Origin of the sequence: Lentzea sp. NPDC051838, assembly GCF_040681245.1 — a bacterium.
Lineage (GTDB): Bacteria > Actinomycetota > Actinomycetes > Mycobacteriales > Pseudonocardiaceae > Lentzea.
Genome location: NZ_JBFAYI010000009.1, coordinates 194,128 through 213,270, shown reverse-complemented (window position 1 = coordinate 213,270; position 19,143 = coordinate 194,128). Strand labels below are relative to the sequence as shown.

24 protein-coding genes and 1 riboswitch are annotated in these 19,143 nt (G+C 69.2%); of the genes, 16 read left to right on the top strand and 8 right to left on the bottom strand.

The genetic code is table 11. From position 1 onward, the window contains the following. The first annotated feature begins 3 nt into the window (after positions 1–3). From AB0M24_RS22540 to AB0M24_RS22530, 3 genes are all read left to right on the top strand, one after another. Positions 4–849: a PD-(D/E)XK nuclease family protein gene (locus AB0M24_RS22540; RefSeq protein ID WP_363770900.1), complete on the top strand. Its 846-nt coding sequence runs from the start codon at positions 4–6 to the stop codon at positions 847–849. Then, positions 846–1,610 (top strand): thioesterase family protein, encoded by a 765-nt coding sequence (locus tag AB0M24_RS22535; RefSeq protein WP_363770985.1) that lies wholly within the window; start codon positions 846–848, stop codon positions 1,608–1,610. Before AB0M24_RS22540 ends, AB0M24_RS22535 begins: the two co-directional genes overlap by 4 nt. Positions 1,611–1,826: 216 nt before the next feature. Further along, a complete protein-coding gene (locus tag AB0M24_RS22530; protein WP_363770897.1) occupies positions 1,827–2,267 on the top strand; it encodes a hypothetical protein in 441 nt (146 codons plus the stop codon). Here AB0M24_RS22530 and AB0M24_RS22525 read toward each other — a convergent pair. Continuing rightward, a complete protein-coding gene (locus AB0M24_RS22525) occupies positions 2,248–2,811 on the bottom strand; it encodes a helix-turn-helix domain-containing protein (protein WP_363770894.1) in 564 nt (187 codons plus the stop codon). The genes AB0M24_RS22530 and AB0M24_RS22525 overlap by 20 nt on opposite strands. Before the next feature lie 68 nt (positions 2,812–2,879). Between AB0M24_RS22525 and AB0M24_RS22520 the strand changes: the two genes are divergently transcribed. The 3 genes from AB0M24_RS22520 to AB0M24_RS22510 all read left to right on the top strand — a co-directional run bounded on the left by AB0M24_RS22520 (position 2,880) and on the right by AB0M24_RS22510 (position 4,240). Further along, complete coding sequence (locus AB0M24_RS22520; RefSeq protein WP_363770891.1) at positions 2,880–3,281, top strand: DUF4345 domain-containing protein; 402 nt, start codon at positions 2,880–2,882, stop codon at positions 3,279–3,281. A gap of 123 nt (positions 3,282–3,404) precedes the next feature. After that, on the top strand, positions 3,405–3,602 hold the full coding sequence (locus tag AB0M24_RS22515) for a hypothetical protein (RefSeq protein WP_363770889.1): 198 nt from the start codon (positions 3,405–3,407) through the stop codon (positions 3,600–3,602). Between the two features lie 23 nt (positions 3,603–3,625). Beyond that, positions 3,626–4,240, top strand: a complete 615-nt coding sequence (locus tag AB0M24_RS22510; RefSeq protein WP_363770886.1) for a phosphoribosyltransferase family protein — start codon at positions 3,626–3,628, stop codon at positions 4,238–4,240. Here the strand turns inward: AB0M24_RS22510 and AB0M24_RS22505 are convergent. From AB0M24_RS22505 to AB0M24_RS22495, 3 genes are read right to left on the bottom strand one after another with little or no spacing between them, the layout of a single operon-like run. Then, positions 4,201–4,512 carry an antibiotic biosynthesis monooxygenase gene (locus AB0M24_RS22505; RefSeq protein WP_363770883.1) on the bottom strand — a complete coding sequence of 104 codons (312 nt, stop codon included), beginning with the start codon at positions 4,510–4,512 and terminating at the stop codon, positions 4,201–4,203. The genes AB0M24_RS22510 and AB0M24_RS22505 overlap by 40 nt on opposite strands. After that, a complete protein-coding gene (hisG, locus tag AB0M24_RS22500; protein WP_363770880.1) occupies positions 4,509–5,369 on the bottom strand; it encodes an ATP phosphoribosyltransferase in 861 nt (286 codons plus the stop codon). Before hisG ends, AB0M24_RS22505 begins: the two co-directional genes overlap by 4 nt. A gap of 13 nt (positions 5,370–5,382) precedes the next feature. Next, complete coding sequence (locus tag AB0M24_RS22495) at positions 5,383–5,646, bottom strand: phosphoribosyl-ATP diphosphatase (RefSeq protein ID WP_189254156.1); 264 nt, start codon at positions 5,644–5,646, stop codon at positions 5,383–5,385. A gap of 108 nt (positions 5,647–5,754) precedes the next feature. Here AB0M24_RS22495 and AB0M24_RS22490 point away from each other — a divergent pair, with 108 nt between their 5' ends. From AB0M24_RS22490 to AB0M24_RS22460, 7 genes are all read left to right on the top strand, one after another. Beyond that, positions 5,755–6,405: a (2Fe-2S)-binding protein gene (locus tag AB0M24_RS22490; RefSeq protein ID WP_363770877.1), complete on the top strand. Its 651-nt coding sequence runs from the start codon at positions 5,755–5,757 to the stop codon at positions 6,403–6,405. 34 nt (positions 6,406–6,439) lie between these two features. Then, positions 6,440–6,631, top strand: a riboswitch (cobalamin riboswitch). 32 nt (positions 6,632–6,663) lie between these two features. Beyond that, positions 6,664–6,852: a CbtB-domain containing protein gene (locus tag AB0M24_RS22485; RefSeq protein WP_363770874.1), complete on the top strand. Its 189-nt coding sequence runs from the start codon at positions 6,664–6,666 to the stop codon at positions 6,850–6,852. A 31-nt stretch (positions 6,853–6,883) separates the two neighbouring features. After that, the gene (locus AB0M24_RS22480) at positions 6,884–7,636 is read left to right on the top strand and encodes a CbtA family protein (protein WP_363770872.1); all 753 of its coding nucleotides are present in this window, start codon (positions 6,884–6,886) and stop codon (positions 7,634–7,636) included. A 60-nt stretch (positions 7,637–7,696) separates the two neighbouring features. Beyond that, complete coding sequence (locus tag AB0M24_RS22475; RefSeq protein WP_363770869.1) at positions 7,697–8,164, top strand: YbaB/EbfC family nucleoid-associated protein; 468 nt, start codon at positions 7,697–7,699, stop codon at positions 8,162–8,164. Further along, entirely contained in the window at positions 8,161–9,597 is a 1,437-nt protein-coding gene (locus AB0M24_RS22470; protein ID WP_363770866.1) for a hypothetical protein, read from the top strand. Before AB0M24_RS22475 ends, AB0M24_RS22470 begins: the two co-directional genes overlap by 4 nt. Further along, on the top strand, positions 9,597–10,049 hold the full coding sequence (locus AB0M24_RS22465; RefSeq protein ID WP_363770863.1) for a hypothetical protein: 453 nt from the start codon (positions 9,597–9,599) through the stop codon (positions 10,047–10,049). The genes AB0M24_RS22470 and AB0M24_RS22465 overlap by 1 nt, the downstream gene beginning before the upstream one ends. Beyond that, on the top strand, positions 10,046–11,146 hold the full coding sequence (locus tag AB0M24_RS22460; RefSeq protein ID WP_363770861.1) for a hypothetical protein: 1,101 nt from the start codon (positions 10,046–10,048) through the stop codon (positions 11,144–11,146). The genes AB0M24_RS22465 and AB0M24_RS22460 overlap by 4 nt, the downstream gene beginning before the upstream one ends. Here the strand turns inward: AB0M24_RS22460 and AB0M24_RS22455 are convergent. From AB0M24_RS22455 to metH, 4 genes are all read right to left on the bottom strand, one after another. Then, positions 11,100–12,017, bottom strand: a complete 918-nt coding sequence (locus AB0M24_RS22455; protein WP_363770858.1) for a hypothetical protein — start codon at positions 12,015–12,017, stop codon at positions 11,100–11,102. The genes AB0M24_RS22460 and AB0M24_RS22455 overlap by 47 nt on opposite strands. Further along, entirely contained in the window at positions 12,014–12,490 is a 477-nt protein-coding gene (locus AB0M24_RS22450) for an RNA polymerase sigma factor (protein WP_363770856.1), read from the bottom strand. The genes AB0M24_RS22455 and AB0M24_RS22450 overlap by 4 nt, the downstream gene beginning before the upstream one ends. Positions 12,491–12,605: 115 nt before the next feature. Continuing rightward, complete coding sequence (locus AB0M24_RS22445) at positions 12,606–13,262, bottom strand: HAD family phosphatase (protein WP_363770853.1); 657 nt, start codon at positions 13,260–13,262, stop codon at positions 12,606–12,608. Beyond that, positions 13,255–16,791, bottom strand: coding sequence for a methionine synthase (gene metH, locus AB0M24_RS22440; protein ID WP_363770850.1), 3,537 nt, complete (start codon positions 16,789–16,791; stop codon positions 13,255–13,257). Before metH ends, AB0M24_RS22445 begins: the two co-directional genes overlap by 8 nt. Positions 16,792–16,839: 48 nt before the next feature. Here metH and AB0M24_RS22435 point away from each other — a divergent pair, with 48 nt between their 5' ends. From AB0M24_RS22435 to AB0M24_RS22425, 3 genes are all read left to right on the top strand, one after another. Next, on the top strand, positions 16,840–17,742 hold the full coding sequence (locus tag AB0M24_RS22435) for a PAC2 family protein (RefSeq protein ID WP_363770847.1): 903 nt from the start codon (positions 16,840–16,842) through the stop codon (positions 17,740–17,742). A gap of 109 nt (positions 17,743–17,851) precedes the next feature. Beyond that, a complete protein-coding gene (locus AB0M24_RS22430) occupies positions 17,852–18,373 on the top strand; it encodes a sigma-70 family RNA polymerase sigma factor (RefSeq protein WP_363770844.1) in 522 nt (173 codons plus the stop codon). Further along, positions 18,370–19,107, top strand: a complete 738-nt coding sequence (locus AB0M24_RS22425; protein ID WP_363770841.1) for a hypothetical protein — start codon at positions 18,370–18,372, stop codon at positions 19,105–19,107. The genes AB0M24_RS22430 and AB0M24_RS22425 overlap by 4 nt, the downstream gene beginning before the upstream one ends. Positions 19,108–19,143 lie beyond the last annotated feature (36 nt).

Genomic DNA, 19,143 nt, shown 5'->3' with positions numbered 1-19,143 from the left:
AGCATGAGCACCACGTTGCGCAGGCCGGCCCTGTCCCCGTCGCGAGCCGGGGACTTCAAGCAGTGCCCGCTGCTCTACCGGTTCCGCGCGGTCGACCGGCTGCCGGAGAAGCCGACGAAGGCCCAGGTGCGCGGCACGGTGGTGCACGCCGTGCTCGAAGATCTCTTCGCCCTGCCCGCTGCGGAGCGCGTGCCGGACCGCGCCCGCTCGATGATCGTGCCCGCCTGGGAGCGCGTGAAGGCAGAGCGCCCGGAGTTCTCGACGCTGTTCGACTCCGAGGGCAGCGACGAAGAGGCGCAGTGGCTCGAGTCCGCCACCAAGCTGCTGGACGGCTACTTCGGCCTGGAGGACCCGCGCCGCCTGGAGCCGGAGTCGCGCGAGCTGCTGGTCGAGTCGGAGCTCCCGTCCGGCGTCCTGCTGCGCGGCTACATCGACCGCGTGGACGTAGCCCCGACGGGTGAGATCCGCGTCGTCGACTACAAGACGGGCGCCGCCCCGCGCGAGGTCGGCGAGGCGAAAGCCCTGTTCCAGATGAAGTTCTACGCGCTGGTCCTGTGGAAGCTGCGCGGCGTGGTCCCGCGCCAGCTGCGCCTGATGTACCTGGCCGACCGCCAGGCCCTCGCCTACACGCCGGACGAGTCCGAGCTCTCCCGCTTCGAACGCACCCTCGAAGCCATCTGGCAGGCCATCATGCGCGCGGCCCCGACGGGCGACTTCCGCCCGTCCCCGAGCCGCCTGTGCGACTACTGCGACCACAAGGCGTTCTGCCCGGCGTTCGACGGCACCCCGCCCCCGTACCCCGGCTGGCCGGAGCCGGACGACACCGAACCTCTCCAGGACCGCGACTGATGGACGCCTTCTACCTCCCCGTGTCCGACGGGGTCTACCGGTCCACACCACACACCGTCGGCCCGTGGGGCCCGGACAGCCAGCACCTGGGCCCGCCCTCCGCTCTGCTGGTGCGCTCGCTGCTCGCGTTGCGCCCGACGCTGTCCCGCGTCACGTTCGAAGTGCTCGGCCCGGTGCCGGTGGCGGACCTCTCCGTGTCCACTTCGGTCGAACGCCCAGGCCGCTCGGTGGAACTGCTAGCTGCTTCTCTTTTGTTCGAGGGCCGCGTGGTGCTGACCGCGCGCGCCTGGCACATCGTCGGCTCGGACACGACCGCGGTGGCAGGCGGCGCGGCCGCGGCGATGGCACCACCCGCCTCCGCGGTCCCGATGGAGATCCCGGACTTCTGGTCCGGCGGCTACCTCGCGGCCGTCGAGTGGCTTTCGGTGTCAGGCGGAATCTTCACGCCGGGCGACGCTCAGGTCTGGGCCCGCCCGCGTGTCGCCGTGGTGGAAGGCTTCGAGCCCACACCGCTGGAGCGCCTGTTCTCCGTCGTCGACTCGGCGAGCGGCGTCTCGTCCCGTGTGGACATTCGCAAGTGGTACGCCATCAACACCGACCTGACCGTCCACCTGCACCGCCAACCCGTCGGCGAATGGGTGGGAATGGACGCCACCACCACCATCGGCCCGGACGGCGTCGGGCTGGCGACCAGCGTGGTGCACGACGTCGAAGGCCCAGTCGGCACGACAGCGCAGGCGCTGTTCGTCCGCGAACGCTGATCTACCCCACAGGACACGACGGGAGTCGCAGCTTCCCCACCAACCTCACTGATCGCCACGCCCCGCGATCCGTTTCGCTCTCTCGGGCTCTACCGCCGCACGCGTGCGGGCAGCCAGGGTGGAACGAAGGGGTGCGGGATCACCCGATCACGGCGCAGAACCGGTTCGCGCGAACCAGCGACTGTCGGCCGGGCGGGCAGAGCAGAGGGGGACGTGATGGCGAGAAAGAACAGGCGGAAGAGAGCCACCTTCTACTTCGTGTTCGTCGGGGTGCTCGTGGTTCTCTGCATCGTCGCGATCCACCGCGAGAGCTACTGGCGCGCGGTGACATTCGCGGTCGCAGCGACTTTGTGGATCGTCGCCGCGCGATTTCCGGTCAAGTGCGCGGTCACCACCCGGCAGGGCCTGCCCTGCCGCAACCCGGCGAACGGCGTCCTGTTCGGCTGCAGTCAGTCCGGCCACACGTGGATCAAGTTCCGGGCGCATTTCGGACAGCACGAACGCGTTCGCAGCGCCGCGACAACGTCGAGAGCGCAGCCGCGAACCGTCGACGTCGCCGAGCCTCGTCGCGACACGATCCTGTTCTGGCTCACCATCGTCGCCACCTCCGCGGGCTTCATCTCGATGCTCACCGACGTCAAGGGTTTGTTCGACTGAGCTCCAGCGCCCCGACCAACGCCCGCACGCACAGGTCCCGCAGCTCGACCCGGCCAAAAGCCTGATGCGCCAACCACTCCACGCACATCGACCGCACAAACCCCTGCCACGCCACCACAGCGGCAGCCGCCAACGGCCCCGACAACCCGGCGGCCGCCAGCAACCGGTCCCGCTGCACCGCCAGTTCGCCGTGCACGACGGCCTGCACCCCGGGATCGCCCGCCAGCACCCGGTTCGCCGCGAGCACCAGGTTCCGGTTGGCGACGAAGTAGTCGATGTGCACGTCGATCCCGGCCGCGAGCTGCTCCTCCAACGTCCCGGACGTGATGGCCGCGGTGTCGGCCAGCAACTGCGCCACGGCACGTTGGTGCACGGCGGTGAACAGGTCGCGCTTGCTGGAGAAGTGCCGATACAGCAACGCCCGCGAAATCCCGGCGCGCTCGGCGACGTGCTCCATCAACACGTCGTCGTAGGGCTCGACGGCGAACAGCGCGGCGCCCACGTCGACCAGCTGCGCGTGACGGTCCTCGGGTCTGAGTCTCACAGCCACCACCTTAGTTGACACGTGTCTACTAGCGGAGTAGACACGTGTCTACCGAGGGGGTGGGATCCATGGCCACGACGCTGAGGTGGCTCGCGTGGGCGATGGGCGTGTCGTGTGTGTTGATCGGGGCGTACCACGTCTTGCTGGGCATCAGTTCGGTGCCGGGCGAGGAAACAGCCGGTACGACGGTCGACAGCCGCGAGCGCTTCTACAACGCGATCTTCCTGGGCTACGGCCTGGCGTGGATCTGGGCGGTCCGCCAGTCACCGGTTCCGGCCAATGCCATCCGGTGGCTGGCGGGTGTGTTCGCGCTCGCGGCCGTGGGACGGTTGCTGTCGATGGCGGTGCACGGTCCGCCGCACTGGTTCCAAGTAGCGCTCACCGTGCTGGAAGTCGTGCTGGCGCCGGTCTTCTTCTGGCTCGCGCCCGCGGACGAGAAGAGCAGGACAGCCGGACCACCAGGTTCCTGAACGACATCGCGGTCCGGGCGAAGCGGCTCGACGAGGTGGTCGGCAACTTCACCGCGCGACACGAGGACGCCGTCGTGCTGGAGCTGGGCGCCGGCCTCGATCACCGACTCGATCGCCGACGTCGTGAAGCACCCCGGCTTCGACGATCCGCACGAGCCCGAGCGATGGGCCTCGAAGCTCCACCTCGACCAAGAGATCTTCCTGACCCGTACACCCGAAGTGGCTCAGCTGCCGGCCGCGACCAGACTGGCCAACCGACTCATCGCGAAGAGCACATATCTCTCGCGGCGCGGCACGGTCGTGTTGCGCTACCGCTTCTGAGAAGGCGTAACGTCAAGCGGACTGTGAAGAGGTTCGCGAACCGGCAGGAGGCGGGCCGCGCACTCGCCGCGCGACTCGCGGATCACGCCTGGCACGAACCGATCGTCCTCGGTCTCCCCCGCGGCGGCGTCCCGGTGGCCAAGGAAGTGGCGACAACGCTCGACGCCGAGCTCGACGTCGTCGTGGCGCGCAAGATCGGGGCGCCGGGCCATCCCGAGTACGGCGTCGGCGCCGTCACCGCGGACAGCGAACCCATCTACGACCCGCGCGTGCTCAAAGCCCTGAACCTCACCGAGGAGCAGCTCAGCCACACCTGCGACCGGGAGCGCGAGGAAGCGGCACGCAGGACCGCTCTCTACCGCGGCGACAGGCCGTTCAACCTCAAGGACCGCGACGTCATCCTCGTCGACGACGGGCTGGCCACCGGCGTGACGGCCAGGGCAGCCCTGCACTGGGTCGCGAAACACGAGCCACGAAGCCTCACGCTGGCCGTGCCGGTCGCGGCGAAGGACTCGATCGGCACGTTCCGGACGCGGGTGGTCGCGATCCTCATCCCGAAGCACTTCGGCGCGGTCAGCCGCTGGTACGACAGGTTCGATCAGACCACGGACGACGAGGTGCTCAAGGCGCTCGAGTAGTGCTCCACCACCGGGAACGGCGAGTAGAACCTGTGCAGCAACGCCGACCACTGCGCGTACGAAGGCCCCTGGCGGAAGCCCACGACGTGCGCCTCGACCGACTCCCAGCGCACGAGCAGCAGGTAGCGGCCGGGAGTCTCGAACGAGCGCAGCAGCTCCAGGCCGAGGAAGCCCGGCGAGGCGCTGATCAACGATCGCGCCTCGCCGAACGCCCACTCGAAGTCGGTCTCCTGGCCCGCCACCACGTCCAGGACGGCGTGCTCCAGGATCACAGGCGGCAGAACCTGATGTCCGAGGCCAGCACGGCCTTGGCACCGATCGCGGCCAGCTCGTCCATCACCTGGTTCGCCTCCTTGCGCGACACCATCGCGCGCACGGCCACCCAGTTGTCGTCGGCCAGCGGCGCCACGGTCGGCGACTCGAGGCCCGGCGTCAGGCCGATGGCCTTGTCCAGGATCGAGCGCGGGCAGTCGTAGTCGAGCATCAGGTACTGCTGCGCGAACACGACACCCTGCAGACGGGCCGTGAGCTGCTTCTTGGCGGCGGAGAGGACCGAACCGGCGCGGTGCACCAGGACGGCCTCGGACTCGCAGATCGGCTCGCCGAACGGCACCAGGTCGTGCTGCCGCAGCGTCCGGCCCGAGCCCACGACGTCGGCGATCAGGTCGGCCACGCCGAGCTGGATCGAGATCTCCACGGCGCCGTCGAGCCGGATCACCTGGGCGGTGATGCCGCGGGCCTTGAGGTCGCGGCCGACCAGGCGCGGGTACGCCGTGGCGAGGCGCTTGCCCTCGAGGTCCGAGACCTGCCAGTCGGTACCGCGAGGACCGGCGTAGCGGAACGTCGACGAGCCGAAGCCCAGGGCGAGCAGCTCCTCGACGGACGAGCCGTTGTCGTCGGCGCCCGAGTCGGCGGCTAGGTCGCGGCCGGTGATGCCGAGGTCGAGGTCACCGGACGCCACGTAGATCGCGATGTCCTTGGGACGCAGGAAGAAGAACTCGACGTCGTTGTTCGGGTCGAGCACGGTGAGGTCGCGCGGCTCGTGCCGCTGCCGGTAGCCCGCTTCGGTCAGCATGGCGGAGGCGCGTTCGGCGAGCGCGCCCTTGTTCGGGACTGCTACGCGCAGCATGTGGAAGTCTCCGTCAGAGGTACTTGTAAACGTCTTCGAGGGTGAGGCCGCGGCCCAGCATGATCACCTGGAGGCGGTACAGCAGCTGCGAGATCTCTTCGGCGAGCTTCTCGTCGGACTCGTACTCGGCGGCGATCCAGACCTCGCCCGCCTCCTCCAGGACCTTCTTGCCCTGCGCATGGACGCCGGCCTCGAGCGCTGCGACGGTGCCGGATCCCTCCGGCTTGGTGGCGGCTCGTTCGGTCAGTTCGGCGAACAGGGAGTCGAAGGTCTTCACGGCTCCACATCCTCCCATCCCGCGCACCCCGGTCCACACCGCGGTCACATCTGTCCCACGACTCGGACGTGATCTGTCCTGCATGGACACCCGGTACGGTGAATTCTTGTGTCTGAGTTCGCGGAGGTTCTCGAAGCGTTGCGCCGGGTGCGCGGCATCAACCCGTTCTTCGCGCTCGACGTGGGCCGTCCGGACGAAACCTGGCTGCCCGGAACGGCACTTCTCGAAGGCCCCGCGCTCGAAAACACGATCGACGCCATCGCGACCCGGTACAAAGCGGAAGAACCACGCGTCGCGGCGAGCCTGTTCTTCCTCAGCTACACCGCACGGCTGCTGAGCCCGCTCACGGCGGCGGACATCCCGATCGACATCCGGCCGGAAAACCTTTGGTGGCAACACCATCCGACGAACGGCCTGAGCGTGCGCATCGACCAGCCGCAACGAGGGCCGAGCGCCGCGGAGGCCCTCGAACCCGTGGTGGAGGCGATCCAGCGCGTCACGCCGGTGGCGAGCGGATTGTTGTGGGGCAACGCGATGTCGAACATCGCGGGCGCGCTCAAAATGGTTGTCCGCGCACGCATGCTCACGGCCGAGGAAGCGGAACTGCGCGGCGCCCGGCTGATGAGCGCGCCGCCGTTCGAACAGGCGGGGGAATTTCTGAGCATCCCCGGCGAGCTCGGGTTCCTGCGGCGCAGCTGTTGTCTTTACTACCGGGTAGCCGCTGGTGGGAAGTGCGGCGACTGTCCACTCGTGAAGTGAGGAACGCAACAACTCTTATGGCCGGTTGTGCTTAACCGGCAACTCAACTTACGGTGCACGCGCCGCAGTGACGGGAAGCCGGTGAGAATCCGGCGCGGTCCTCGCCACTGTGACCGGGAAGTTATCCCCGCCGAGAACGTCACTGGTCCTCTCACAAGGGCTGGGAAGACGCGGGGACAGCGTTGATCCGGGAGTCAGGAGACCGGCTGCGGCGCCGCAAGGAGAGTTGACCTTCCACGAGGTATGGAGGAGCCCGTCATGACGAGCCCCGCAGCACATCTGTCCGCCGTCCGCGTGCCCAAATGGGCCTTCGCCGTTGCTCTGCTCGGCCTGATCGTCACGTACCTGGTCCTGCAGGAGAACGGTCTCGCGCTCGGCGCGGGTTCCGAGATGCTGCACGAGTTCTTCCACGACGGCCGGCACGCGCTCGGCGTCCCCTGCCACTAGATCCATCCCCCGATCCCAGGCAGGGAAAGTCATGACGACGACGTACAAGTCTCTTGCGCTGCGCGGAATCGGAGCCGGTGCCATCGCCGGCGTCGCGTCCGCGCTGGTGCAGCTGCTGGTGACCGAGATCCCGATCCGGGCCGCGCTCGCGGTCGAGGAGGCTCGGGAGCCGGCCGGTGAAGGCCACTCGCACGGCGGCGAGGAAGAGCTGGTCAGCCGCGGCGCGCAGGTGGTCGGCGGCATGCTCGGCGTGATCATCGTCGGCATCGCGGTCGGGCTCGTGTTCGCCACGGCCTACGCGCTGTCCAAGCGGTGGTTCGTCGACCGCACGCCGTTCAGCCGCAGCTTCACGTTCGGTGCCGCGGTGTTCGGTGCCGTGGCGCTGCTGCCGTGGATCAAGTACCCGGCCAACCCGCCCGCCGTCGGCGACCCGGAGACGGTGAACTACCGGACCGCGCTCTACCTCGGCGTGGTCGTGGCCGGGCTGGTGGTCGTGTGGGGTGCGAGCTGGCTGGCCGAGCAGCTCAAGGCCCAGTCGCAGCCGATCAGGGTCACCGCGGTGCTGCTCGCGGTGGTCGCGGCCGTCGCGGTGGTGCTGGTGGCGTTCCCCGCGCCGCCGGACACGATTCCCGCGGACATGCCGGTGACGGTGCTGTGGCAGTTCCGCCTCAGCTCGCTCGCCCAGCTCGCTACGCTCTACGTCGGACTCGGCGTCGTGTTCGGCCTGCTGATCGACCCGGCCGCGCGCAAGACCAAGGTCTCCGAGAAGACCGCTATCGCCTGATGGAGTGGGGTGGCCGCACCCTCGGCCACCCCGCCCAGCCGACGTTGGTACGTTCGGTGCATGCCTGACAGCGCTGAGTTGCTGGAACAGATGCGTCAGAAGCTCGAGTTCTTCGAGCAGGCCAACCGCGCGGCCGATGCCAGAGCCGCCGGTTACGAGTCGATGGGCACCGAGCTCAGAGGTGTCGAGGCGAGCGTCCAGTCCCCCGACCGTTCCGTGACGGTCGTGGCGGGTTTGTCCGGTTCCATCAAGGAAATCCGGTTCACCGACGACGCCAGGAAGCTCAGCGGCGCCCAGCTCTCCCAAGCCGTCATGGCCACGCTGCAGCAGGCCGTCGCGGCCGCCGCGCGGCAGCAGGCCGAGATCGTGCAGAGCCACGTCGGCACCGAGATCCCGATCGCCGAGCGCGTCATGAAGACGCAGCAGGAGATCTTCGGCCGGCCCGCCGAGCGTCCCGCTCGCCCGCGGCCGCCGGTGGACGACGACGAGGACACCGGCACGATCTTCCGCAAGGACGACCGCTGGTGACCGACTTCATCGTGCACCCGGACGAGCTCGCGGCGTGCGCCAGGAACGTCGGCGCGCTCAGGGAGAGCTCCACGAAGCTCAACGACGCGGCCACCACCGCGTCCGTCCCGGAGATCAGCTGGGGCTATCTCGGGCAGCTGCTCGGCATGTACCAGCAGTACGACGCGCTGCTCGGCGACCTGCACGGCCATTTCGGCAAGATGACCGAGGGCTTCGGCAAGATCGACGCCACCCTCACCGCGACCGCGCAGACCTACGCCGACAACGAAAAGGTGACCACCGACGCGTTCGGCAGAACGCTCCAGTCCAAGATGGACACCGCGAGCGCGCCCCCGATGGTGAGCGGTGGCAAGGCGACGTCGAACGCCGGCGCGGTGGTCGGCAGCTACACCGACCAGTTCTCCGGGAGCAACGTCGGCAAGCAGGCGGCGAAGTCCGTTCCGTTCGGCGGCAGCAGCTACTCGCTCATGAAGGACAGCGCGAAGCTCGCGGACGACATCAAGTCCGGCGACGGCGTGGCGATCGCCAAGGACGTGGTCACCGTCCTGTCCGACATGAACGGGTTCATGCAGGAAGGCATGAAGCTCGCCGGAGCCATCAGCGACCCGCTGAACTTCCTGATCTCCAAGGGACTCGGCTGGCTGCTGGACGTCGTCGCGCCGCTCAAGCAGGCCGTCGACCTGGTCACCGGCGACCCGGCCGCGACCAGCAAGGCCGCGGGCGCGTTCAACGACATCGCGAAGAAGACCGAGGAACTGGCGAAGACCTTCGACGGCCACCTCGACGAGGGCCTGCAGAGCTGGAAGTCCGGCGCCGGGGACAAGGCGGCGGAGAAGCTCAGCGGGTTCCGCCACGGCATCGAGGGCACCGCGGCCACGGCGGGTCACGTCGCGTCGGTGCTGCAGGCCAGCTCGATGTTCATGCAGGTGGCCGAGGACATCATCAAGGGCATCCTGAGCGACCTGATCGAGTGGCTGGTCGTCACCTGGATCGCCGCGCAGCTCGCGGCCGTGCCGACGTGCGGTGCCTCGGAAGCGGCGGCGGCAGCGGCCACCCCGGTCGAGGCGGGCATCTCGACGACGAAAGCGACCGGCGAGGTCAACAAGGTCCGTCAGATCATCCAGAAGATCATGGACGTCCTGAAGAAGATCCGGGACGTGATCGGGCGTTCCAAGATCGGCAAGGCGTTCGTCGAGGGTGCGGCGAAGAAGCCGGACTCGTTCGGCAAGGCGTTGTCGGAGGCCGGGTTCAAGGCCGGGGAGAAGGCGCTCGGACTCGACCAGAGCGGTCCGAAGGGCTCGGAGTACACCGACCCGATCAAGATCGCGAACAAGGTCGCCGGGTACGCGGACGGCATCTACAAGACCGTGACGTACGACCAGCACGGCGCCGATCAGGAAGCGTCGAAGACCGACCAGGAGCTCGACATCTGATGTGGGGCTCGAAGCCCGCCGAACGCACCGAGACGTTCGGCGGGCGCGCGTTCACCGTCCGCGTCGAGAAGGAGACGTACTCCTACGAAGGCGTGTCCGACGGCGACAACTCCTACACGTACACGTTCGAACGGCTGAGCGCGGACATCGGGCCGTGCCCGCCGCTGCGGGTCACGGCACGCGGCGAGAACAAGCTCGACGACCGCAACGACGGCGCGGTGGCGACCGGGGTGCCGTCGTTCGACGACCGGTTTCTGGTGCACTGCCAGGACATCGCGTTCGTCCGGCGCGTGACCCCCGCGCTGACGGCCGCGCCGTCCACGTTCACCGCGGTGCTCGAACTGCGCGGCGGGAAGATCAGCGTGCGGCCCGAGGGTCTGGGTCACGCGCCGAACTCCGCCGTCTACCTCAACGCCCTGATCCCGTTGCTGCCACCGGAGTTGCGCCGATGACCGACGCCCCGATCGTCGTGCCGTTGTCCGCCGAGGTGGCCGTCGTGATCACGCAGGACCGGGTGTACTTCAACCCAGTGGTGAACGGCGCCCTGGTCGACTCGCCGGTGGTCGGCGTGCCGCTCGCGGCCGTCCTGCTCGTACAGCCGGGCACGCTGCTCAAGAAGCTCAAGGTGAAGCCGAACCGGGTGACCGGCCTGCAGACCAAGATCGTGCTGCCACCGGGACCCGCGGTGTGGATCAGGGCCGCCGTCGACGTGCTCGTGCCCACTCCCGACCCGCGCGGGCTCGCGGCCGAGATCGAACGACGCCGCCGCCGGGTGGCGCGCCACGGCGGGGTGGTCGCCGCCGAGGTCTGGAAGATCAACCCGAACCTCCGCGTCGCGGGACCGCACGGCTTCGAGCCCGGTGGCGCCCACTTCGCGCCCGCCCGTCCGGACGACGCCAAGTGGGAAGCCCTCGACTCCGGCCCGGTCGGCGAACCGTCGCCCGGCACGCCGCCCTCCGCGCCCGTGGTGCCTGCTCAGCTGCCGTACCCGGAGTCGCTGCCGGTGATCACCGAGACGCTGGGCAACGGGGTGCGGCTGTCGGTGTCGGTGCGCAGGACGTTCCTGGGCTTCGAGCCGGTGCAGCCCGGCCTGGTCGCCGAAACGCTGCCGGTGTCGTCGCTGCACGTTCCGCTGGCGGCGTGGCACGTGGTGCGGGCGGGGACGGTGCGCGGTGGCCTGGCGCCGCTGCGGTGGTGCGCCGCCGACGGGCGGACCGAGATCAGGATGGACCTGTCGGACGGACCCGCGTTGTGGCTGTGGGGGCCGATGCGCGAGTGGGTGGTCGCCACGCCGCGCGCGGCAGAGCTGGCGGAGGAGATCCGGCTGCGGCAGGCGGTCGGGATGAGGTTCCCGCTGTCGAGCGATCTCGGGGCCGAGCGCAGGACGTGGCTCGACCTGCCGACGACCAAGCCGGTCGACACGCCGGAGGGCCGCGCCCTGCCCGCCGTCCCGGAATGGGCGCCGACGTCGCCGACGCTCGTGCCCCGGGAGTGCTGGACCGTCACCCCACCGGACGCAACCACGGACGGAGTTCCAGCGCCGGGCTGATCCGCGCGAACTTCTCGGCCAGCGCGGGGGTGAGCATCACCATGTCGACCTGCACGGTGTCCGAGCCGCCGCTCGCGTAGACGCCGTTCGCCGGGTCCATCATGATCGCCAGCAACGGCTCGGACACCGCGCCGTGGATGCCCTGCTGGTCTTTCAGGCTCGGTTTGCCCGCCGCGTCCACGACGCAGAGGTTGCCGCTGTAGAGCGACCTCAGCGCACGGCCCTCCGCCTCCACGTCACCCGCGACGACCTCCACGACGAGGATGTCGCCTCCTGCCTTGCCGTCCGGGGACGACACCCACGGCCGGCGGAACAGGTCGGGGTGCTCCTGGATGACGTAGCGGTCCAGTTCCTTGCCGTCCGTCTGACCGGAACGCCAGCCACCGGCCGGTGGCGCACACGGCGTGATCCAGTCGTGCGAGGGATCGGGCCGCGGCAGCGGGTCGAGGCGTTCCTTCACCTCCAGCACCCCTGCCTTCCAGACGCCGCGCAGCCGCACCTCGCCCTCCGGAGCCACGTCGAGCCCGGTGATCGGCACGCTGTGCGTGCAGGTGCCCGCGTTGATCGCCGTGGTGACCGCAGGAGCGCAGAACCGCATCGGGTTGCCGGTGACCCAACCGGTCGCCTCGACCTCGGTGCCCTCGCGCACGACCAGCGACTTCTCCTTCGTGACGCCGAACGGCAGGGGCTCCGGCGGCCTCGTCAGCGCATACACACCGCCCGCCGCGATGAGCACCACGCCCGCCGCCGCGACCAGGGGCAACCAGCGGCGGCTACGCCAGCGCGTCACGTCCGGACGCGGCGCCACCGGCTGTTCCTCACGCCAGCGCGCGCCGGCCTCGTGCAGCAGTTCGTCGACGGGATCGTTCATCCGGCCACCTCCAGCAGGACACGCAGCTTCGCGCGAGCGTCAGCCAACGTGGACTTCACCGTGCCCTCGGCACACCGCATGACGGCGGCGGTCTCCACCACCGTCAGACCGACGAAGTAGACGCAGTCCACGGCGAGACGCTGCCGCGCGGTCAGCCGCTCGAGCGCTCGTCGGAGGTCCAGCCCGTCCTCGTGGTCTTTCGACGCCGGCACGTCCGGCACCGCGGTCAGCCGCCTGCCCGTGCGCGTCCGGGCCTTGCCCGCCTGGTCGGCCGTGATCGCCAGCAGCCAGGCGGACGGCGTGCCGCGCCGCTCGTCGAACTGGTGGCGCTTGAGCCACGCCCGGACCAGCGCGTCCTGGACGACGTCGTCGCGATCGGCGTCGGGCGCCAGCCGCGCGGCCAGCCGGGCCATCGCCGTGAGATGCGGCGAGACCCAGTCGGCGAACTCCTCGCGGCCGGACACGGTGTTCATACCTGATCTACGCCAGGGGAAGGCCGTTCGGTTGGGTCGAGGGCCGAAAATTGTCAGTGCCGCCTGGGACAATTGAATCAGGGGACCCCTGGGAGGGGCCCTGCGCGAGCTTGAGCTAGAGAGCCTTGAGCACTTCGAGGTCGACGCCGACCAGCGACTCCCGGAAGATCCGCCGCTCCCCCTGCTCGACCTCGACGTCGCACGGCACCACGAGCACCCTGCACCCGGCAGCCACCGCAGCAGCCACACCAGTCGGCGAGTCCTCGATCGCCACACACTGCGCGGCGTCGACGCCCAGCAACCGCGCGGCCTTCAGGTACGGCTCGGGCAGCGGCTTGTTGAGGCCGTCGACCTCGTCACCGCACACCGTCACGTCGAAGAGGTCACGGCCGATCGTGTCCAGCGCGACCTCGGTCAGCGCGCGCTCGGTCGACGTCACCAACGCCATCGGCACGCCGGACGCACGCACCGCCCGCAGAGCGTCGGACGCTCCCGGACGCCACGGCAGGCCCGCGCGGAAGACCTCCTCGGTGCGGCGCGAGATCCACGCGGCACCGTCCACCAGGTCCTCGGCGGTGGGCTCGATGCCCACGTCGGCGAAGAGCAGGCGCATTGTCGTGGGCACGTTGGTGCCGACCATGCGCTCACGGGTCTCCAGCGAGAGCGTCCCGCCGAGCTTCTCCGCGTACTCGTAGAGCGGGATGTCCCACAGCTTCTCGGAGTCGAGCAGCGTGCCGTCCATGTCCCACAGAACGGCAGAGAGGTCAGACATTGAAGTACTTCGCCTCCGGGTGGTGCGCCACGAAGGCGTCGGTGGACTGTTCGGGGTGCAGCTGAAGCTCCTCGGACAGGGAGACACCGATGCGGGACGGCTCCAGCAGGTCGACGATGCGCTTGCGGTCTTCCATCTCCGGGCAGGCGCCGTAGCCGAACGAGTAACGCGCGCCGCGGTAGCCGAGCTTGAAGAACGCCTCGACGTCGGCGGGGTCTTCCGCGGCGACCGTGCCGCCCGAAGGCCACACGAGCTCCTCGCGCACCCGCTTGTGCCAGTACTCGGCCAGCGCTTCGGTGAGCTGGACCCCCAGTCCGTGGACTTCCAGGTACTCACGATACGCGTTCTTGCCGAACAGCTCGTTCGCGTAGTCGGCGATCGGCTGACCCATCGTCACCAGGTGGAAGGCGATGACGTCGACCTCTCCCGACTCCCGAGACCGCCAGAAGTCCGACAGGCAGAGGCGCCGATCCCTTTTCTGGCGCGGAAAAGTGAACCGGAAGCGTTCAGGCGACCCGACCGAAGGCTCTTCCAAAATGATCAGATCGTCGCCATCGGACACGCACGGGAAGTAGCCGTAGACCACGGCGGCGTGGGCAAGAACACCTTCCGTGGCAAGGCGTTCCATCCAGTAACGCAGCCGCGGACGTCCTTCGGTCTCGACCAGTTCCTCGTAGGTCGGGCCGGCGCCGCGCGAGCCCTTCAACCCCCACTGGCCCATGAACGTCGCACGCTCGTCCAAGAGCGCGCTGTAGTCCGCGACGGGGATGCCCTTCACCACGCGGCTGCCCCAGAACGGCGGCGTCGGGATCGGGTTGTCCGAGGCGACGTCGGAGCGGCCGGAGAACGGTTCCTCGACCACGGCGGCCTTGCGGGCGGCGGCGATGCGCAACGACCGTTCGCGGCGGGCCTTGCGCTCAGCGGCTTTCGCCTCCGCCTCCGGATCGACGAGCGGAGCCTCGCCGCGCTTGGCCGCCATGATCGCGTCCATCAACCGCAGGCCCTCGAAGGCATCGCGGGCATAGCGAACGTCCCCGAAGTACATCTCGGTCAAGTCGTTCTCGACATAGGCACGCGTCAACGCCGCGCCGCCCAGCAACACCGGCCACCGCGCCGCGACGCCTCGGGAGTTCATCTCCTCGAGGTTCTCCTTCATGATCACGGTCGACTTGACCAGCAGGCCGGACATGCCGATCGCGTCCGCGCGGTGGTTCTCGGCGGCTTCGAGGATCGCGTTGATCGGCTGCTTGATGCCGATGTTCACGACCTCGTAGCCGTTGTTGGACAGGATGATGTCGACGAGGTTCTTGCCGATGTCGTGGACGTCGCCCTTCACGGTGGCGAGCACGATCCGGCCCTTGCCGCCGTCGTCGGAGCGTTCCATGTGCGGTTCGAGGTGCGCGACGGCCGACTTCATGACCTCGGCGGACTGCAGCACGAACGGCAGCTGCATCTGGCCGGAGCCGAACAGCTCGCCGACGGTCTTCATGCCCGCGAGCAGCGTGTCGTTGATGATCTGCAACGCCGGGCGCTGCTCCAGAGCGGCGTCCAAATCGGACTCGAGCCCGTTGCGCTCGCCGTCGACGATCCGGCGCTCCAGCCGTTCGAACAACGGCAGAGCGGCCAGTTCTTCGGCGCGAGAAGCGGAGTTCGACTTCGTGGTGACGCCCTCGAACAGTTCCATGAGCTTCTGCAGCGGGTCGTAACCCTCGCGTCGGCGGTCGTAGACCAGGTCCAGCGCCACCGCGCGCTGCTCGTCGGGAATCCGGGCCATCGGCACGATCTTCGAGGCGTGCACGATCGCGGTGTCCAGACCGGCCTGCACGCACTCGTGCAGGAACACCGAGTTCAGCACCTGCCGCGCGGCCGGGTTCAGTCCAAAAGAGACGTTGGAGAGGCCCAGAGTCGTCTGCACGTCCGGGAAACGGCGCTTGAGCTCGCGAATCGCCTCGATCGTCTCGATGGCGTCGCGGCGCACCTCCTCCTGGCCGGTGGAGATCGGGAACGTCAGGCAGTCGACGATGATGTCCGAGCGCTGCATGCCCCAGTTGGTGGTCAGGTCCTCGATCAGCCGGACGGCGACGCGGACCTTCCACTCGGCGGTGCGAGCCTGCCCCTCCTCGTCGATGCACAGCGCCACGACCGCAGCGCCGTGCTCCGAGACGAGCCGCATGATCTTCTGGAAGCGGGAGTCGGGGCCGTCGCCGTCCTCGTAGTTCACCGAGTTGACGGCGCTGCGGCCACCAAGGCACTCCAGGCCCGCCTGCAACACGTTCGGCTCTGTCGAGTCCAGCATGATCGGCAACGTCGACGCCGTGGCCAGACGGGAGGCCAGGGCACGCATGTCCCCCTCGCCGTCGCGGCCCACGTAGTCGATGCAGAGGTCGATCAGGTGAGCACCTTCGCGCGTCTGGTCGCGCGCGATCTCGATGCAGTCCTCCCACTTCTCGGCGAGCATCGCCTCGCGGAACGCCTTGGAGCCGTTGGCGTTCGTGCGCTCGCCGATCATCAGCACCGAGGCGTCCTGTTTGAACGGGACAGCCTGGTACAAAGAGGACACACCGGGCTCCGGACGCGCCCGACGCGCAGAAGGCCCGAGCCCGCGAACAGCCTCGGCGACCTGACGCAGGTGCTCGGCCGTCGTGCCGCAACAACCGCCCACGAGCCGCGTGCCGAACTCGGTGACGAACCCCGCCAGCGCTGCGGCCAGGTCCTCCGGTGACAACGGGTACACCGCGCCGTTGGGACCGAGCTCGGGCAGGCCGGCGTTCGGCATCACCGACAACGGGATGCGGGCGTGCTTGGACAACGTCCGCAGGTGCTCGCTCATCTCGGCCGGGCCGGTGGCGCAGTTGAGTCCGATGAGGTCGATGCCCAGCGGCTCCAACGCGGTCAGCGCGGCACCGATCTCCGAGCCCAGCAGCATCGTGCCGGTCGTCTCGACGGTGACCTGGGCGATGATCGGAACCGAGCGCCCCTCAGCGGTCATCGCCCGCTTCGCACCGATGATCGACGCCTTGGTCTGCAGCAGGTCCTGCGAGGTCTCGACGATGATCGCGTCCACCCCGCCGACCAGCAGGCCCTTGCACTGCTCCTGGTAGGCATCGCGCAACGTGGCGAACGGCGCGTGCCCCAGCGTGGGCAGCTTGGTGCCGGGACCGACGCTGCCGAGCACGAAACGCGGCTGGTCAGGCGTGCTGAACTCGTCCGCGACCTCACGGGCCAGCGCGGCGCCGCGCTCGGACAGGTGGAAGATCTGGTCCGGAATGTCGTACTCGGCCAGGTTCGCGAGGTTCGCGCCGAACGTGTTCGTCTCGACCGCGTCCACGCCGACCTCGAGATAGCCGCGGTGCACGGCCTTCACGACGTCCGGGCGGGTGACGTTGAGGATCTCGTTGCAGCCCTCTAGACCGTTGAAGTCGTCAAGAGAGAGGTCAGCGGCCTGGAGCATGGTGCCCATGGCGCCGTCAGCGACTACGACCCGGTTCACCAGCGCTTCCAGGAACGGCGACTCTCCGCGATCACGCATGGGCCAAGCCTACGATGAGTTAGATAGGTGAGGCCGTAGTCTGGCGCCGTGAACGATCCGTCCCAGGAATCCCCGACCCCGTCGAACCCGCGCGTTCCGCCCACCAGTCCGATCATGGTCTGCGCTTTCGAAGGCTGGAACGACGCCGGCGACGCCGCCAGCACGGCGATCGAGCACCTGCAACTCACCTGGGACGCCACCCCGCTCGCCGAGATCGACCCGGACGACTACTACGACTTCCAGGTGACGCGACCGACCGTCCGCATGGTGGACGGCGTCACCCGAAGGGTCGACTGGCCGACGACGCGGCTCTCGGTGTGCAGGCCTCCCGGTTCCGACGTGGACGTGATCCTCGTGCACGGCATCGAGCCGAACATGCGCTGGCGCAAGTTCGCCGCCGAGCTGCTGGGCCACATCGAGGCGCTCGGGGTGACGACCGTGGTGACGCTGGGCGCGCTGCTCATGGACACGCCGCACACCCGTCCCGTGCCGGTCACCGGTACCGCCTACGACCCGGACGCCGCCGCGAAGTTCGGCCTGGAGCACTCGAAGTACGAGGGCCCGACCGGCATCGTCGGCGTGTTCCAGGACGCGTGCGTGCAGGCGGGCATCCCGGCGATCTCGTTCTGGGCCGCGGTGCCGCACTACGTCTCGCAGCCGCCGTCCCCCAAGGCGACTCTGGCGCTGCTGCACCGGGTGGAGGAGGTCCTCGACATCGAGGTCCCGCTCGGCGCGCTGCCGGAGCAGGCCGAGGAGTGGGAGCGCACGGTCTCCGAGATGGCAGACGAGGACGAGGACGTGCGCAACTACGTGCGCGCGCTGGAGGAGCGCGGTGACGCGGCCATCCAGATCACCGAGGCCTCGGGTGACGACATCGCGGCGGAGTTCGAGCGCTACCTGCGCCGCCGCGGCCGCGGACCGGGCTGGCCGTCGACCGGTCCTCGCCAGTAGGACATGACCGAAATCCCCGCGGGCACCGCCTGCGGGGATTTTTTGCGTTCCGGGTGTGACAGGTCCGTCCCAGCCGGACAGGTAGGAGGTACACGGACGAGAGGACGACATGAGCGGTAACGCCCTGGAGGAGAGGTTCCGGGACCTGCACCGGCGCACGTACCCGGACCTGCTGCGGTTCGTCGAGCGACGAGTACCGCCCGCGGAGGCCGAGGACGTCGTGTCGGTCGTCTACCTGACCGCGTGGCGACGGCTGCGCGAGGTGCCGGACGACGCGAGGCCGTGGCTGTTCGGCGTGGCGCGCAAGACGATGGCGAACCAGACCCGAGGCGTGCTGCGCAGGCAGGCACTCGACGTGCGAGTGGCCTCCGCGCTGGAACACCTCGTGCCGGACGGGTCGGCCGAGGTCGCGGCACGGATCGACCTCGTGCGCGCCTGGAAGACGTTGAGCGCCGCCGACCGCGAGGTGCTCGCGCTGGTCGCGTTCGACGGCCTGACCTCGGACCAGGCCGCCACGGTGCTCCGGTGCCGGCGCACGACCTTCGCGATGCGGCTCAAACGGGCCCGGCAACGACTCGACGCAGCCCTCGGCCCCTCTCTGACCACCGCGCCGACAGGAGTACGGACGTGAACACCATGAAGAACCTGCGCGACCTGGACCCCGCCCGCGACCGCGAGCCCAGCCACGTCGACTGGGTCAGGTCGACGGCGCACGTCGAGCGCGTCATCGCCGGCACGCACGATGTTGTCCGCCCGGTCTGGCGCCGTCCGTTGACGCTCGGTCTGGCCGGTGCCGCGCTCGCGGCCACGATGATCGCCGGGATCAGCCTGGTGCCGGGCGCGACCGACGAGGCGTTCGCCCGGTGGACGCCCACCCCTGGCCAGCCGTCGAACGAGCAGGCACTCCCCCAGGCCAACGCGTGCACCTCGGCCTGGCAGGCTCCCGCGCCGTCGCCGTCGGACATCGTGCTGGCCGAGACCCGCGGGGTGGCGTCGATCCTGGTGCTCAAAAAAGGGAACGGGCTCGCCGAGTGCATGGTCGTCGGCGACAAGGTGTTCAACTACCAGGCCCTCACGGACGGCCCGGTGCCACCGCTCCCCGACACCCAGGTCAAGACCGAGACGTGGAGCTCCAGCGGCGACGGTGACGAGGTGTACTCGCGCATGGTCGGGCGCATGGGTCCGGGCGTCACGCGCGTGGAGCTCCACCTCCGCAACGGTCAGGTGATCACCGCGGGCACCGGGTCCGGGTGGTGGACCGCGTGGTGGCCCGGTCCCGAGGGCGGGCTGGCCGACGGGAGCATGAAGGTCGTGGTGCACACGGCTGATGGCAGCACCAGCCACGACCCCGGTGACCTGAATTAAGTTAGCTCCACTAACCATCTCTGCCGCTCCCCCACT

Excerpts from the sequence above, each read along its gene's own strand:
- metH (WP_363770850.1), bottom strand. The coding sequence starts at position 16,791 with ATGCGTGATCGCGGAGAGTCGCCGTTCCTGGAAGCGCTGGTGAACCGG.
- AB0M24_RS22450 (WP_363770856.1), bottom strand. The coding sequence starts at position 12,490 with ATGAACACCGTGTCCGGCCGCGAGGAGTTCGCCGACTGGGTCTCGCCG.
- AB0M24_RS22465 (WP_363770863.1), top strand. The coding sequence starts at position 9,597 with ATGTGGGGCTCGAAGCCCGCCGAACGCACCGAGACGTTCGGCGGGCGC.
- AB0M24_RS22530 (WP_363770897.1), top strand. The coding sequence starts at position 1,827 with ATGGCGAGAAAGAACAGGCGGAAGAGAGCCACCTTCTACTTCGTGTTC.
- hisG (WP_363770880.1), bottom strand. The coding sequence starts at position 5,369 with ATGCTGCGCGTAGCAGTCCCGAACAAGGGCGCGCTCGCCGAACGCGCC.
- AB0M24_RS22540 (WP_363770900.1), top strand. The coding sequence starts at position 4 with ATGAGCACCACGTTGCGCAGGCCGGCCCTGTCCCCGTCGCGAGCCGGG.
- AB0M24_RS22485 (WP_363770874.1), top strand. The coding sequence starts at position 6,664 with ATGACGAGCCCCGCAGCACATCTGTCCGCCGTCCGCGTGCCCAAATGG.
- AB0M24_RS22520 (WP_363770891.1), top strand. The coding sequence starts at position 2,880 with ATGGCCACGACGCTGAGGTGGCTCGCGTGGGCGATGGGCGTGTCGTGT.
- AB0M24_RS22475 (WP_363770869.1), top strand. The coding sequence starts at position 7,697 with ATGCCTGACAGCGCTGAGTTGCTGGAACAGATGCGTCAGAAGCTCGAG.
- AB0M24_RS22430 (WP_363770844.1), top strand. The coding sequence starts at position 17,852 with ATGAGCGGTAACGCCCTGGAGGAGAGGTTCCGGGACCTGCACCGGCGC.
- AB0M24_RS22460 (WP_363770861.1), top strand. The coding sequence starts at position 10,046 with ATGACCGACGCCCCGATCGTCGTGCCGTTGTCCGCCGAGGTGGCCGTC.
- AB0M24_RS22455 (WP_363770858.1), bottom strand. The coding sequence starts at position 12,017 with ATGAACGATCCCGTCGACGAACTGCTGCACGAGGCCGGCGCGCGCTGG.
- AB0M24_RS22480 (WP_363770872.1), top strand. The coding sequence starts at position 6,884 with ATGACGACGACGTACAAGTCTCTTGCGCTGCGCGGAATCGGAGCCGGT.
- AB0M24_RS22445 (WP_363770853.1), bottom strand. The coding sequence starts at position 13,262 with ATGTCTGACCTCTCTGCCGTTCTGTGGGACATGGACGGCACGCTGCTC.